The organism is Veillonella sp. S13054-11, from assembly GCF_002959795.1.
In the GTDB taxonomy this organism is placed as follows: domain Bacteria; phylum Bacillota; class Negativicutes; order Veillonellales; family Veillonellaceae; genus Veillonella; species Veillonella parvula_E.
Map to the genome: position 1 here is coordinate 207,884 of NZ_PPCY01000001.1, position 16,091 is coordinate 223,974.

At 37.4% G+C, this 16,091-nt stretch carries 15 protein-coding genes; all 15 read right to left on the bottom strand.

Annotated elements, in window-relative coordinates; genetic code table 11:
- Positions 1-50: 50 nt before the first annotated feature.
- A complete protein-coding gene (gene yhbY / locus VPHSUH08_RS01020; RefSeq protein ID WP_004693176.1) occupies positions 51-335 on the bottom strand; it encodes a ribosome assembly RNA-binding protein YhbY in 285 nt (94 codons plus the stop codon).
- Positions 336-343: 8 nt separating this feature from the next.
- Complete coding sequence (gene obgE / locus VPHSUH08_RS01025) at positions 344-1,615, bottom strand: GTPase ObgE (protein WP_105086522.1); 1,272 nt, start codon at positions 1,613-1,615, stop codon at positions 344-346.
- A gap of 17 nt (positions 1,616-1,632) precedes the next feature.
- The gene (locus VPHSUH08_RS01030; protein ID WP_008600791.1) at positions 1,633-2,772 is read right to left on the bottom strand and encodes a S41 family peptidase; all 1,140 of its coding nucleotides are present in this window, start codon (positions 2,770-2,772) and stop codon (positions 1,633-1,635) included.
- Position 2,773: 1 nt separating this feature from the next.
- Positions 2,774-3,955 carry a murein hydrolase activator EnvC gene (locus VPHSUH08_RS01035; protein ID WP_369907481.1) on the bottom strand — a complete coding sequence of 394 codons (1,182 nt, stop codon included), beginning with the start codon at positions 3,953-3,955 and terminating at the stop codon, positions 2,774-2,776.
- A 5-nt stretch (positions 3,956-3,960) separates the two neighbouring features.
- Positions 3,961-4,848: a permease-like cell division protein FtsX gene (ftsX, locus tag VPHSUH08_RS01040; protein WP_004693167.1), complete on the bottom strand. Its 888-nt coding sequence runs from the start codon at positions 4,846-4,848 to the stop codon at positions 3,961-3,963.
- Entirely contained in the window at positions 4,838-5,524 is a 687-nt protein-coding gene (gene ftsE / locus VPHSUH08_RS01045; RefSeq protein ID WP_004693165.1) for a cell division ATP-binding protein FtsE, read from the bottom strand. Before ftsE ends, ftsX begins: the two co-directional genes overlap by 11 nt.
- A gap of 14 nt (positions 5,525-5,538) precedes the next feature.
- A complete protein-coding gene (locus tag VPHSUH08_RS01050) occupies positions 5,539-6,471 on the bottom strand; it encodes a transketolase family protein (protein WP_004697368.1) in 933 nt (310 codons plus the stop codon).
- On the bottom strand, positions 6,471-7,307 hold the full coding sequence (locus tag VPHSUH08_RS01055) for a transketolase (protein WP_012864276.1): 837 nt from the start codon (positions 7,305-7,307) through the stop codon (positions 6,471-6,473). Before VPHSUH08_RS01055 ends, VPHSUH08_RS01050 begins: the two co-directional genes overlap by 1 nt.
- Positions 7,308-7,340: 33 nt before the next feature.
- Entirely contained in the window at positions 7,341-8,441 is a 1,101-nt protein-coding gene (csaB, locus tag VPHSUH08_RS01060; RefSeq protein WP_004693157.1) for a polysaccharide pyruvyl transferase CsaB, read from the bottom strand.
- Entirely contained in the window at positions 8,434-10,476 is a 2,043-nt protein-coding gene (locus VPHSUH08_RS01065; protein ID WP_021148074.1) for a DUF5693 family protein, read from the bottom strand. Before VPHSUH08_RS01065 ends, csaB begins: the two co-directional genes overlap by 8 nt.
- A 12-nt stretch (positions 10,477-10,488) precedes the next feature.
- Positions 10,489-11,184, bottom strand: a complete 696-nt coding sequence (locus tag VPHSUH08_RS01070; RefSeq protein ID WP_004697145.1) for an LmeA family phospholipid-binding protein — start codon at positions 11,182-11,184, stop codon at positions 10,489-10,491.
- A gap of 8 nt (positions 11,185-11,192) precedes the next feature.
- Positions 11,193-12,300, bottom strand: a protein-coding gene (gene prfB / locus VPHSUH08_RS01075; protein ID WP_206669385.1) for a peptide chain release factor 2 whose coding sequence is annotated in 2 segments (ribosomal slippage) — positions 11,193-12,242 and positions 12,244-12,300 — 1,107 coding nt in all. Because the reading frame shifts where the segments join, the coding sequence is not laid out codon by codon here.
- Between the two features lie 120 nt (positions 12,301-12,420).
- Positions 12,421-14,856 (bottom strand): preprotein translocase subunit SecA, encoded by a 2,436-nt coding sequence (gene secA / locus VPHSUH08_RS01080; protein ID WP_105086524.1) that lies wholly within the window; start codon positions 14,854-14,856, stop codon positions 12,421-12,423.
- 218 nt (positions 14,857-15,074) lie between these two features.
- Positions 15,075-15,602, bottom strand: coding sequence for a ribosome hibernation-promoting factor, HPF/YfiA family (gene hpf, locus VPHSUH08_RS01085; protein ID WP_008600782.1), 528 nt, complete (start codon positions 15,600-15,602; stop codon positions 15,075-15,077).
- Between the two features lie 242 nt (positions 15,603-15,844).
- Positions 15,845-16,042, bottom strand: a complete 198-nt coding sequence (locus VPHSUH08_RS01090) for a cold shock domain-containing protein (protein WP_004693056.1) — start codon at positions 16,040-16,042, stop codon at positions 15,845-15,847.
- Positions 16,043-16,091: the final 49 nt, after the last annotated feature.

The window sequence follows — 16,091 nt, forward strand, 5'->3', positions numbered from 1 at the left end:
AATTCTTAACTACGATGTATACAAATTTTTATGATCTACTAGATATAAAATTATTTTGGCAAAATGATTTTAGGTTCTTTTTTAGCTTTATATAAAACACCATTAAAACCAATCACTTGAACTAGTTCAGCGCCAAGCATATCTGCTAAGTCTTGAAAAATTGTCTTATCTTCAGGACTATTATTATGTAATTTAACCTTAATAAGCTCACGTGCTGTAATCGCTGCACGAGCACTATCTATAACGCTATCCTCTAAACCATTTTTACCAATTTGGACAACCGGTGGTATTGTAGCCGCCAATGAACGTAAATACCGTTTTTGTTTTCCTGTCATTATTACTCCTACTCTTGGAAAGTAAAGCGCTGATCGCCGATTACAACTTCATCACCGTCTTTACAGCCTTTTTCCTTCAATTTTGCATCAAGGTCCATAAAGCGCCAAATGCGTTGAAATCTACGAAGAGATTGATCATCGTCAAGATTTGTCATAGCTACTAATCGTTCAATACGTTTACCAGTAATGTAGAAAGCAGCATCATCACCACGAGTAATGACAAATTCTACATCTTGTTTTGCTTCGTATACAACTGTGTCATCATTTGCTTCAGGCTCTGGTTCGTAGTTTTCTACATAGTAGTAAGCTCGTTCCATAAGCTCTGACAAACCTTCACCACTTAAGGCGTTAATGAGAAATACTTCATAGCCTTTATCTTCAAAATATTTTTTTGTTTCGGGAATCGTCGTGTCATCAAAGACCATATCGATCTTATTGAGAGCTACAATTTGTTTCTTATTAGCCAATTTTTCAGAGTATTTACGTAACTCTTCATTAATCGCATCAAAGTCGACCTTAGGGTCTCGGCCTTCCATACCAGATACATCTAGAACATGAATTAAAATATTCGTACGTTCAACATGACGTAGAAAATTGTGACCTAAACCTACACCTTCACTAGCCCCTTCAATAAGGCCCGGAATATCGGCCAAAACAAAGCTACGATCTCCAGAAATTGTAACTACCCCAAGTACTGGTGTTAGTGTAGTAAAGTGATATGCTGCCACTTCTGGTTGAGCTTTAGATACTTTTCGCAAAATACTAGATTTACCAACAGATGGATAACCTAATAAACCTACATCAGCTAATACTTTAAGCTCTAATTGTAACCAGAATTCTTCACCAGGTTCACCCTTTTCTGCAAAGGTTGGTGCACGGTTAGCACTAGTTTGGAATCGAGCATTGCCACGGCCGCCACGACCACCTTTGGCAATAACAAAGGTATCGCCATCGTTGACAAGATCGCAAAAGATTTTTCCTGTTTCCTCATCTTTAATTACTGTACCCAATGGAACTGGAATGATAAGAGGATCGGAACCTCGACCGTGCTTATTAGAGCTTTCACCATTACCGCCAGCTGGTGCCTTAAACTGACGTTTATATCTAAAGTCTACAAGCGTATTAATATTCTTGTCAGCTTTAAAAACAACATCCGCACCTTTACCACCATCACCACCACTAGGGCCGCCATTTGGAACGTATTTTTCTCGACGGAAGCTGGACATACCATCCCCACCGTCACCAGCTTTAACAAAGACGCGCGCTCTATCTATAAACATAATTTAACTCCTATGCATTATTGCTGTAATAGCTCTAATGCTTTTTTAATTTGAATATCATCTAATGTACTAGATGGATGTACACCTTTTGGTAAATCGATTTCTACATCAGGTTTAATACCTGTTCCATCAATAACACGATCACTTGGCGTGTGGTACTTAGCAATAGTTACTTTAATTCCTTCATCATCTAAACTAGGGAAAATAGTTTGAACGGTACCTTTACCATATGTATTAGTACCTACGATAGTGCCTAATTTACGATCTTGAACAGCCCCTGCTATGATTTCTGATGCACTAGCAGAGCCCTTATTAACTAAAACAACCAATGGCATAGCTACATCAGGTCCATCTGACTTATAAGTATCCTTTTTACCTGATCGATTTTGTACTGTTACGAGTGTACCTGGAGGCATAATATAGTTAGATATCTTTTCAGTAGTAGATAATAAACCGCCTGGATTATCTCGTAGGTCCAAGACAAGAGCCTTCATACCTTGAGATTGAAGCTCTTTATATTGAGTGGCAAAATCTTCTGCGGTATTTTCTGCAAACTGACTAATACGAATATATCCAACTGTGCTAGTAAGCATTTTACTTTTAACAGTAGGCAAAACTATGGATTCACGAGTGATATCAAAATGCAACTTTTCACCATTACGTTCAATATCTAGAGATACAGTAGTACCAGCTTCGCCACGAATACGAGAAGATGCTTCCTCTACCGGAATTTCAGTAGTGGATTGTCCATCGATAGCAATAATGTGGTCTCCAGGTTTAATTCCAGCTTTAAAAGCTGGTTGGTCTTCCATTACGCTAACTGCATATAGACCTTTATCATCAGTACCAAGGACCATACCAACACCAGCATATGTTGCAGATGTTTGCATTTTCATAGATTTATATTCTTCTGCATTTAAATAAACACTATGCGGTTCTCCCAAAGAGTCAATTAACCCCTTTAGCATACCATCATAAAGGGTAGTTTTAGCCATAGGTGTCATAAAAACTTGACTCGCAGTATAATAGGCTATAAATAATCTTGGTAGCCCCCAGAATGAACCGGAAAGATACCAAAATGTAAGCCACATAATAACAATGCCAGAGCCTATATATTTCAATAGACTCCATAACACTGTACGTGTATCAAATTTCATATTATAAATATCCCATAGGATCCACAGGATCCCCACTTATACGAACTTCAAAATGTACATGTGGCCCTGTACTATTACCTGTGCTACCAGCATAGGCAATAACTTGACCCTTACCTACATCTTGCCCTTCAGAGACAGCAAGTTCAGAATTATGTCCATAAAGAGTAGACATGCCATTACCATGATCGATAACTACGGCATAACCATAGCCACCCATCCAACCCGACCAAGCAACAGTACCACCATCTGCAGCATGAACAGGTGTACCTTCATCAACACCAATATCAATGCCAGAATGATAAATTGTAGTGCCCCAAATCGGATGTGTACGATAGCCATATGGAGAGGTAATTTCACCACTTACAGGCCACCCAAGTTGACCAGACCCTTGTACCCAAGAGTAAGTTGGTGAAGATTGTTGAGCCGCTGCTGCAGCACGAGCAGCGGCACGCTCTGCTTGACGTGCTTTCAATAACGCTGTAATCTGTGCAGAAGATGCATTTAATTCTTCTACTGCTTGCATTGCTGTAGCACGATCATTTTGAGCCTTTTGAAGAACTACCTCACGTTCTTTCTTCTTTTGCTCTATTTCAGCTCGTTTTGCCGCAGCTGCTTTTTCAAGCTCAACTAGTTTTGCGCGAGACTGTTCTAGTGCTTGCTTTCGAGCCGCTATTTCAGCGCGCTCTTTTTTGATTTCCTCAATTAATTTAATATCAGAATCAATAATTCGTTTTAAAATTTCTAAACGATTAGCAAAGTCTGTAAAATCTTTAGATCCAATAACTACATCTAAGTAACTTAAACGACCATTAATATAAATATCACGTACACGCTTATAAAATACGGCTTCTCGCCCTTCTAGTCGCTTTTGTGCTTCAGCAAGTAATTTTTCATTCACTGTAATATCATTTTCAACAGCTATACGTTGTTGTTGAATAGAATCCAATTGTTGCTGAGCCTGACGTAATTGTTCTTCGATTTGACGTAACTGTTCGGATACACTGACTATTACAGTTTCAGCATCTGCCTTTTCAGCATTTTGTTGATTAACTTGTTGTTGAATTGAATCAAGTTGATTTGTTAAATCTTCGTCCTCTGCAACGATGTATAATGGTGTTCCCAATACCACTATACCAGTCAAAATTGCCGCTACGAAGCGAGATTTAAATATACTATTATTCATAAACATTACACCTTCATGTATTGTTTCAAAGAAATAGTACTACCAATAGCACCTACTACTATGCCGCCACCTAAGATATAAAGGGCTACATCATAGAAGAATGGGAACATTGGTACTAAAGGGAAGAATGCTAATGATTCAGAAACTTCCATTGTGATGAAGTGATAAAATTCACCAACGCAAAGAACGGCAATGATAGCACCAATTAAGCCTAACAACATGCCTTCAATCAAAAATGGCCAACGAATAAATCCATTAGTAGCACCTACATATTTCATGATTGCAATTTCTTTACGACGTGCGAATACAGTCAACCGAATTGTATTTGAAATGATGAATAGTGTTGCAGCTGCTAGGAAAGCAATCAATACAATCCCACCAATACGAATTACTTGCGTAATGCGGAAAAGCTCTTCTACAATATCTTGACCATAGTGTGTACTTTCTACGCCTTGGAATGTCGTAGCTAATTTTGCAGTTGCTTTTACATCGCTAGGATTATCAAAGGTTAACACATATGAGTTAGGCAACGGATTTACATCACCTAAAGCATTCACCAATTGTTGCTGATCACCAAGGCGTTCTTTGAACTCCTTCATAGCTTGCTCTTTATTAACAAATTCTAAATGCTTTAAGTTAGGTATAGCCTTAATTTGCTTTCCTACTGCCATAATTTGATCAGTTGTTAAGCCATCCTTTAAGTAAATACTTAACTGTACTTGATTTTCTAGACTGGATGCCATGTTATTCAAATTAATGACACCACAAAGGAATACACCGAGCATAAATAAGGATAAAGCCACTGTAGAAATGGACGCTAATGTCATAAGTCCATTACGTTTCATAGACTTCAGTGCTTCTTTAAAATAGTATTTTATCGTTCTAGGCTTCATTAATTTCTGCACCTCTCATATTATCACTTTGAACACGGCCGTCTTTTAAACGAATAACGCGTTTATTCAAGTATGAAACAAGATCCATATTATGGGTAACCATAATAACGGTAGTGCCGAAATTGTTAATATGCTTAAACAATTCAACAATATCCTTACTAGTATCAGGATCAAGGTTACCAGTAGGTTCATCAGCAATTAATACTGTTGGGCGATTAACAATTGCACGCGCAATAGCAACACGTTGTTGTTCCCCGCCAGAAAGATCCTCTGGTAAATCATTAGCCTTCTCAGATAAACCAACAAGGTCTAATACATGACTCACCTTTTCTTTAATAATTTTTGGTTTTTCTTCAATAACTTCAAGAGCAAAAGCAATATTCTCTGCTACCGTTTTATTAGGCAATAATCGAAAGTCTTGGAATACAACGCCAAGCTTTCTCCGCAATTTAGGAATTTTACTGCGCTTCATACGCGTAACATCAAAGTCATCAACAATGACAGTACCAGCATCTGGCACTACCTCATGTGTTAATAACTTAAATAATGTTGATTTCCCTGCACCACTGTGACCACAAACGAGAACAAATTCACCATCGTTAATGGTTAAACACACATCGTCTAATGCAACAGAACCATTATCATAGACTTTACTAACATTCTTAAATTCAATCATGGGATCCCCTTTGATTATTTACGAGCGATTACACGTTTTACGGCTTCTACAATATCATTGGCAGTTAAGCCATACTTTGCCATTAGTTCTTTTGGTGTTCCACTCTCCCCAAATGTATCTTGGACACCAACGAATTCCATAGGTACAGGCTTATTAGATACTACTACTTCAGATACAGCAGAACCGAGGCCACCAATAATATTATGTTCTTCAGCTGTAACGATAGCACCAGTTTCCGCAGCGGCTTTTATAATTGCTTCAGCATCAATAGGTTTAATAGATGCCATATTAATAACACGTGCAGATATATTAGATTCAGATAAAGTTTTAGATGCCTCTACAGCAGGTCCAACTAATGCACCACAAGCAATAATTGTAACATCAGAACCATCTACCAAAATAGTAGATTTACCTGGCACAAATGAGTAGCCTTCTGTTGTTACATCATCTACACCAGCACGCCCCAAACGAACGTATACTGGACCGTTATAAGATGCAGCCCATTCGATAACAGCCTCTGTTTCACGCTCATCAGCAGGCACCACTACAGTCATATTTGGCAATGTACGCATACAGGAAATATCCTCTAAACTTTGGTGCGTTGCACCATCCTCACCAACAGTAATGCCCGCATGTGTAGCACATACTTTCACGTTTAATTTAGGATAGCATACAGCATTGCGAATTTGTTCAAATGCACGTCCTGTAGCAAACATGGAGAAAGATGATACAAATGGAATCTTACCTGCCGCTGCAAGTCCAGCACCAACAGAAATCAAGTTTTGCTCTGCAATACCTACGTTAAAGAAACGTTCCGGGCACACAGCTTTAAATGTATCTGTTTTAGTAGATTTGGATAAATCCGCATCTAGTACGATAATATTAGTATTCTCTTTACCAATGCGAGCTAGCGCATTACCATATGCTTCACGTGTTGCTTTACCCATTATTGCACCCCCATAATTTCATTAACAAAGGCTACACCTTGCTCTTCACTTGGTGCTTTACCATGCCAGCCTGCTTGACCTTCCATCTCTTCAACGCCTTTACCCTTTACAGTATGCATGATAATACATGTTGGGCCTTCTGTGAAAGCTTTCGCAGTTTCAATAGCATTATGAAGCTCATCAAGGTCATGACCATTAACTTCAATAACATTCCAATTGAAAGCTTTGAACTTTTCTGGAATTGGTAATGGAGAAAGAACTTTAGTAATATCACCATCAATTTGAAGACCGTTAAAATCGACAAAAGCTGTCAAATTATTCAGTTTATAAAAGCCAGCAAACATTGCAGCTTCCCACACTTGACCTTCTTCAAGCTCACCATCACCAAGAATAGAGTATACACGGTAATCTGCATTATCAATTTTGCCTGCCAATGCCATACCACAAGCCGCAGAAATGCCTTGTCCTAAAGAACCTGTAGACATATCTACACCTGGTGTGTGTTTCATATCAGGATGGCCTTGTAACATATGATTAATTTTACGTAAGTTCAAAAGTTCTTCTTTAGGGAAATAACCTTTTTCAGCCAATGTAGCGTATAGTGCAGGCGCTGCATGACCTTTAGAAAGGACAAAACGATCTCTATTAGGAGCTTTTGGATTTGCTGGATCTACATTCATCTCAACATAGTACAACAAGGCCATCACATCGGCGATGGATAATGAACCACCTGGGTGACCGGATTTCGCTGCCGTTACAGACTGTACAATACCAACGCGAATAGCTTTTGCCTTCTCTTGAACTAATTGTTTAACATCTTGTGTTAATGTAGCCATAGAGACCTCACTTTCTGGATAAAATCCAATATATTAATAATCTTTAAGTAATGAAATAGCAATTTCTGCATTGCGTTGGGAATCTACACGCAATGATTCAATGCGATCATAAGATGCTTGATACTCCTCACGAGAATTCAACAATTTATGACACCATTGATATAAGGCTTCTTCACGCAAATGAGTCATTGTGCCAATAGGCTCTTGACCAATCATATGTAAAAAGCTTGTAATTTTAGGATCATAGGAAATACCAATAACTGGTTTTCCCATTAAAGAACTAAAAACTAAAGCGTGAAGACGTATACCAATCATGAGGTCCACATTTCCAGATAATGACACTTGTTGCTCTGTAGAGAACGGACCTTCTAGCACAATAGCGCCATTCGGCATATAGCTGGCAATGATCTTAGCCTCTTTTGTATCCTCAGGATGTGACATAGGAATAAAGATAATTTCCACATTATCTTGTTCTTGTAATCTGCTCAATACATTAGCTAAGGATTCTCTATACTCTGTATCCTCTTTCCAACTACGAACCGCCACACCAATTCGTTTACGTTGTTCATCTGCTTCAGATATTTTAGATATATACCCTTTCAGAATATGAGAGCCAATTGAAAGATCTGCTGGTTGCATGGCCAATACCGCATCTGCAGTAACTTCTACATCTTCAATTCCCAAAGAAACTAGTTCATCCTTTGAAATAGAATCTCTAACTGTAATAGTATCTACAAAACGCAATACAAATCCAACGGCACGACGTGTTGATGAACGATTTAAAGGACCAATACCTTGGGAGTATAGCATTACTTTTTTCCCAAGCAACTTTGCTAACGCCATAATACTTAAGTAATAGTAAGTATTGCGAATACTAGTAGCATCTTGTAATAAACTACCACCACCACTAATAACAAGATCCGAATGAGCAATTGCTTTTAAGATACCCAATGCAGAAAATGTACCTACAGCATTAATATTATGCTTTTTACTAGTCTCTTTAGGATTACCAGAAATTACAGTAATATGTGCATCAGCCTCTTCTTTACGAATAGCATCGATAATAGCACAAAGCATGGCCTCATCACCAGCATTACCAAAGCCATAATAACCAGAGATAACAATATTACTCATGGTCAACCTCCCTAGCTTGGAACCATTGTGTTACGTACATCATAAACCGTACTGCGATGATAAGAAGCACTCCAAAAAGGGCGCCAATTAACAAACCATCATAACCACGCATGATGGACATGAACACTGGCGTTCTAAGATGACAGAAGGTTTCAACCATCGAAGCAATGCCAATAACACCAGCTAGAGTTAACAAGAAATGAATTACTGTAGGCCACTTACGCATGAACGCAAAGGTAGCTAGCATTAAAGCAGGATGACCAATAATGAACTCTTTTTCACGCGGTCTCGCATACATTGTATTTTCAAGAAAACGACGTAGCATAAGTTCAAAGCCTGGTACAGGAACACCTGCAGTGTGTCCACTACGGCCAACAAATACCCATACTGCACCACCAAGTGCTGCTATTATAAAGAATACATATAATTTAACATCCATAGTTAAGAATTCCACTACAAATGTTTTCGCTTCTTCTTTGGAATTAATCATGCGGCCGTTCCACAATGGGAATCGTTGAAGGTACGCAATAATAACTAAAATAATTGGCAGAACAAAGGTCAACTTAACACCTCTAAAGAGAGCAAACTCCATAAAGAATTTCGTATTGCCCAATAAAGATGCGATATACATTCCGCCAATAGCAGCAAATAATGCAGCAATTACAAGATATAATAAGGCAAGAATCGTAGACTTAATGGCACCTAATGGACGTGCACCATCATAACGGCGCCACTCTTCCATCAAGCGTATCATAGCACCTACAGGAGCCATAATAGCACTAGATAGAGCCCATATTTGAGTAATTAAGGTACCACTTGTAAGAATAAATACAACAATGGATGCCAAAGAAATTCCAAAAAAGGCCACAAGTTGCGTATGCTTAGACATTGGTAACATCATTTGTAGAACATATACAAAAAGTGCTATAGCCCCGATCATTGTAATAACTACTAATAATGGATTTGGTGTATAAGCAGGATAAATATCCGCTGGACCAAATTCATAACCTTTTACAGCCAATTTCTCTGTAGCTATGTTAATATAGTTGATTGTAGTCTGTAATACAGTTTCATTATTTATACCTGTTTCATACATCGGAAACAAGTTAAAACGAATATTTCGCTCTATATCACTAATGTAAAAGCGTTGTGCCGCTTCTTCAGGGGTAATTTTCTTTAACTCCTCTTTAGCGATAGTATACACACGACCTACACTATAATTATTTTTGGCCGCCATTTCCAAGAAACCTTGTTGTGGCTCATACTGCAACTGATTTACAGCTTCGATACCAACTAGTGGAATATGGTTTTTATTTAGTAATGCTAATGTTTCATCCGTTAAATTAGGTGCACCTAGAGCTTCTTTACCAGCAAAAATCATCCCTGTTACATGAGGAATGCCTTCAAGTCGTTTAAATACATATTGAATATCTTCAGATGTTACGTTTCTATAGTTTGTTGGACGAACGATAACATTGAAACCACGATCTACAACCTCTTGTGCTTGCAACTTTGAAATACCAAGATTCATCTTTGCATAGCTATCTGCTGTTGCACCATACAATTCAAGAACAGGACCAATACTTGTATTAAGCTCTTTCACCTTGTCCTTGCCAATACGGTGGTATAAATCCTCTCGAATTTCTTTATAATAACCTTCTTTACCTGAAATTAATGCCACATAAGTCGCCCCAGGTTTAATCGCAGCGCCATTAACACGAACAGAGTCCATCTCTTCAGAGCTTAATACTTTAACTTGGCCCGCATCTTTTGCTTTTTCTAACGTGCGATCATAAATAGCAAAAGCAGTCACACCAGCATTATGTAATGCATCAAAAGCTTCTTGTTGACTACGCTTTTCAAAGGCGCTGGCTCGTAAAACTGCATCATAGTCTACAATATTTTCAATATGATTTTGAGATTTCTCAATCTGATGGCGTTCAAATACTAAGTATAAGGAAGATAAAAGACCTATAATAATACAAAGTATAAGAATCCATGAGTACTTACTTTTTTGTGCGTTCCGATGATTCACGACAAATCCTTTCTAGTTGAGTACAGGTTTAACTTTAATGAGAATTTCACCATTATCAACAGTTAAACTTTCCGCTTTTACAGGAATTGGAAAATTGTTAAAGTCATAAATTTGAGTACTTTCTAACACATTAGATGTCATACCAGGAATTGTAGCACCATTTATGGTGAACTTTTTAGGTGAAAACAATAATGTATTGCCCTTTAACTCTAAATTCCCATCTAATTTAACATCCCCTTTAAACACCATGCCTACATTCATTTTACCGGTTAGGCTGATATTATCTTTACTAATGTCAACTTGTACGTCTTGAATATCACTACCTGCTTCATTACTTAAGAAAGTCCCTAAATCAGCTTTATTAATAGTCCCATCAATACTAGCATTCCCAACACTAACGATATCAATTTGTTGACTAGCTAATAAAGAAATTGGATTAACAAAAATTTGTTTAGCATCAAATCGGAAGCTAGCAAAATTCAATTTACCCAGTTTAATATTCTCCAAAGTGCCATAAACACGATCCACCTCACCATATAAAATTTTGAAAGCAGGTTGAGCCTCAACATTTACTGTTTGAGCCGTTGGTTTCAATGTTTCATTTAATTGACTTTCAATACGAGAGCCAATAAAAGATGGTAATAAAAATTGGGATGCCACTACAAGAGCAATAATTAGCACTAATAGGAATAGTAAAAACTTTTTCATAGTATCTCCTAAATTGTTAAGTTAGCCTCTTTTTTTAAGAAACCTTCAATAAATGGGTCTAAGTTGCCATCCATAACAGCTTGAACATTACCAGTTTCTACACTAGTACGATGATCCTTAACAAGATTATATGGATGGAATACATAGGAACGAATTTGACTCCCCCACTCAATTGCTTGGTAGGTACCTCCAATCTGTTCTTTAAGTTCAGCTTGCTTTTCGAGCTCTAACTCAAATAGTTTCGCCCGTAACAAACGTAAAGCTTGTTCTCTATTCTGCATTTGAGAACGTTGTGTTTGGCATTGTACTACAATACCTGTTGGCTTATGGGTCATACGAACAGCAGAATCGGTTTTATTAATATGCTGACCACCAGCGCCACTAGCACGATATGTATCAACTTGAACGTCTTTCATATCGATATTAATTTCTACAGTATCATCGATTTCAGGCATTACATCGACAGCAGCAAATGATGTATGACGTCGAGCCGCGGCATCAAATGGTGAAATACGAACGAGACGATGCACACCTTTCTCAGACTTCAAGTAACCAAAGGCATTTTCACCTTTAACAAGGAATGTAGCAGATTTTATCCCTGCTTCATCACCAGGTTGTTCATCCATTAACTCGATGGAGAAGCCAGATTTTTCAGCCCAGCGCAAGTACATGCGAATTAACATAGAACACCAATCTTGTGCCTCCGTCCCACCAGCACCAGCATGAAATGTTAAAATAGCATTATTTGCATCATATTCACCACTTAACAATAAAAGTACTTCTTGCTTTTCCAAGGTTTCTTCTATTTGCTTAACATATTCCTTGATTTCACTCTCCATGGAGAGGTCATCTTCATCTATAGCCATTTCAAGCATCATATTAGCATCTTCAATATCACTAACAAGTTGCTTATAGCTTTCTACAGCATTTTTTAGTTGTGTGGCCTCTTGAGAAATCTCACGAGCTTTATCTGGATTATCCCAAAATGTAGGATCACTCATCTGTACATCAAGTGTAAATATTCGGTCTTCCTTCTGAGCGATGTTAAAGTGAATCCCTCATCCCATAAATACGTTCTTCTAGATTAGAAATAATCGGTTTTAAATCTTCTAACAATTTATGTTCACCACCTTTAGTTAATTAGCCTATTACATCAATAAACTATTACCTTAACAAAATAGAAAAATGGCCGTTGCCCAGTGGAAATCCCTTTGAGCAACGTGCCATTCACAAATCTTAATCTATGTTTTGTGGCTCCAACACATCTTCATGATGGGATTGTGCACCTTCTAAGTGATCAACTGGTTCTTCGATTTCTTGAATCAATTGTGCACGAATTTTATATAATGCCATGATTGTCTCATCTTGAATAGCTGCAATCATGTTTTGGAACATATCGAAAGCTTCAAACTTATATTCTACCAACGGATTCTTTTGACCATATGCACGGAGGCCAATACCTTCTAGTAGCATATCCATATTATCCAAATGTTCCATCCATTTATTATCAACAACGCGCAACATAATCGCCTTTTCAAGTTGACTAAACATAGCCTCTCCAAGCATATCAACGCGATCTTGATACTCTTCATGAGCAATTTCTAATAAGCGTTCTAATAAGTCTTGACGACTATATTCTTCCATATCTTGAGAAGACATAATCTCCTCTGTTAAGAAATATTGACTTAAATGTTTATAGAGACCTTCATAATCCCATTCTTCTGGATAGAGCTTTTCATCAGCATAAGCATCTACAGATTCGGTAACAAGCTTGTCAATCATTTCATTAATTGTTTCACGCAAGGATTCGTTACGTAAAATACGACGTCGTTGTTCGTATAATACTTCACGTTGTTGATTCATAACATCATCATACTCGAGTACATATTTACGAATGTTATAGTTATGATCCTCTACTTTCTTTTGAGCACGTTCAATAGATTTAGTAATCAAAGAATGCTCGATAGGTTCATCCTCTTCCATACCAAGTTTATCCATGATACCTGTAATATTGTCAGCACCAAAGATACGCATTAAGTCATCTTCTAATGATAAAAAGAATTGAGAAGAACCAGGATCCCCTTGACGACCAGCACGGCCGCGTAATTGATTATCGATACGTCGGCTTTCATGGCGTTCTGTCCCCAAAATTGCTAAACCACCTAGTTCTGGCACACCTTCTCCAAGAGTAATATCTGTACCGCGACCAGCCATATTAGTAGCGATTGTTACCATTCCCATTTGGCCAGCAGCTGCAACGATTTCTGCTTCTTGTTCATGATGTTTAGCATTCAATACTTTATGAGGTACACCTGCACGCAACAACATGTCTGAAAGTTCTTCAGACTGTGTAATAGATGTAGTACCAATCAGAATAGGTTGCCCTATTTGGTGCCGTTCTACTGCATTTCGTACTACAGCACGATATTTAGCAGCTTTAGTTTTGAAAATTTGATCAGGCAAATCCATCCGGATTAAAGGCTTATTTGGTGGAATTGGTATAACCTCTAATCCATAAATATCGATAAATTCTTTTTCCTCTGTTTTAGCAGTACCTGTCATACCTGATAATTTATCATACATACGGAAATAGTTCTGGAATGTAACAGATGCTAAGGTTTGGCTTTCGCGTTCAACTTTCAAACCTTCTTTAGCCTCAATAGCCTGATGTAAACCATCAGAGTAACGGCGTCCAAACATCAAACGGCCCGTAAATTCATCGACGATAACAACTTCACCATCTTTAACTACATAGTCTGTATCACGATGCATCATAGCATAGGCACGCAAAGAAGCACCAAGCAAATGATTCAACTCGATATTTTCTGCATCATATAGGTTTTCAACACCAAGCATTTTTTCAACCTTTGCGATGCCAGAATCTGTAGGGGCAATAGTTTTTTGTTTTTCATCGATAACATAGTCTTCATCTTTTATAAGGTGAGGAACAATTTTAGCCAATTTATAATAATTATCAGTGGAACGTTGACCAGGGCCTGAGATAATTAATGGTGTTCTTGCTTCATCAATAAGAATGGAGTCTACTTCATCCACAATGGCATAATTCAATGGTCGTTGTACCATTTGAACAACATCGGTTACCATGTTATCGCGTAAATAGTCAAAACCAAACTCATTATTTGTACCATATGTAATATCACACGCATAGGCTTCTTTACGTTGATTAAAGTCAAGATTAGCCACAATAAGGCCCGTGGAAAGTCCTAAGAAATTATATAAACGTCCCATTTGCTCGCTATCACGAGTCGCCAAATAATCATTTACTGTTACAACGTGTACACCCTTACCGGTCAATGCATTCAAATATACGGGCAATGTAGCTACTAATGTTTTACCTTCACCAGTACGCATCTCCGCGATATTACCATTATGCAGGCAAATGCCCCCCATTAACTGTACATCGAAATGACGCATGCCTAAAACGCGTTTAGATGCTTCACGAACTACAGCGAATGCTTCTGGCAATAGGTCGTCTAACGTTTCCCCTTTTTGCAAACGACGTTTAAACTCATCAGTTTTTGCCACTAAGTTAGCATCACTTAATTTAATATAATTAGGTTCAATTTCATTAATATGATCTGCAATAGCACGCATTTTTTTAATTTCTTTTGCGTTATTATTGCCTAATAGCCTTTGTAAAAAGCTTAACAAACAAATCACTCCTCTACGGGACATCTTACATTATTTTATCTAACTTATTATAACGAAAAAGCCTTGAATAGTCAAAGAATTCAAGGCATTTCAAGATTATTTATAATATTATTTTGGCAAAAAAGGTGGATGACTATTTTAAGTCATCCACCTTAATATAATAATCGGCTGATTTAAAGTAGAAAGGAGTTAGGATTAAGTTCAGCCGACATTATATATTATTGAAGTTCTGGCTCGATCAAACCATAGAAACCATCATGTCTACGATATACAACGTTCATCGATTCAGTTTCAGCATTGAAGAACATAAAGAAATCATGACCAATAAGATTCATTTGTAAAATCGCTTCCTCAACATCCATAGGACGCACAACAAAATGTTTGCGTTTTACAACTTCAATAGTTTCTTCTTCCACAGGAGTTGCCAAAGCTTCAGGATGGAAAGCTTCTTGTTTTTTGAAACGTTTAGCCAAACGAGTTTTATATTTATGGATTTGGCGAACAATTTTATCCACTACTAAATCAATAGCTGCATACATATCATCGTTGGTTTCCACACCACGAAGAACGATTTTATCAACAAAGCATGTAAGTTCAATTGTAGATTTATCTTTTACAACGGATAAAACCGCTTGTGCATTTAACTCATCATCGAAGTAACGAGTCAATTTACTCAATCTTTTTTCGATATATGCTCTTAAGGCATCTGTTACTTCAATGTTTTTTCCTCTAATTGCTACTTTCATAAGTCAACACCCTTTCTAAAAATCATCCACGAGATGCGAGTGTGTGGTATTATATAACCTTATCTCTCGTGTTATATTTAGTACTTCTACATCCAACTGTAAAACTCCTTCTTTTTTATGTAAAAATTTTATATTTTTTGTAGAATTATGTATAAAATGTATATAGAAAATCCAAAAACCCCGATAGTATATACTATCGGGGTCCAATTATATATTGTTTTTATAATTTTTTTGGTATGTAGTTACGCTTTAACAACGTTAGCGGCTTGAGGTCCACGGTTTCCATCAACAATCTCAAATTCTACATTTTGACCTTCAGTCAAAGATTTGAAACCTTCGTCTTGGATTGCAGAGTAGTGTACAAATACATCGCTACCGTCTTCACGTTCAATAAAACCATAACCTTTTTCTGCGCTGAACCATTTTACTTTACCTAACATGGTAACATCCTCCTAAAAATATATATATTGTCTTGCTGTCTTGCTCTAT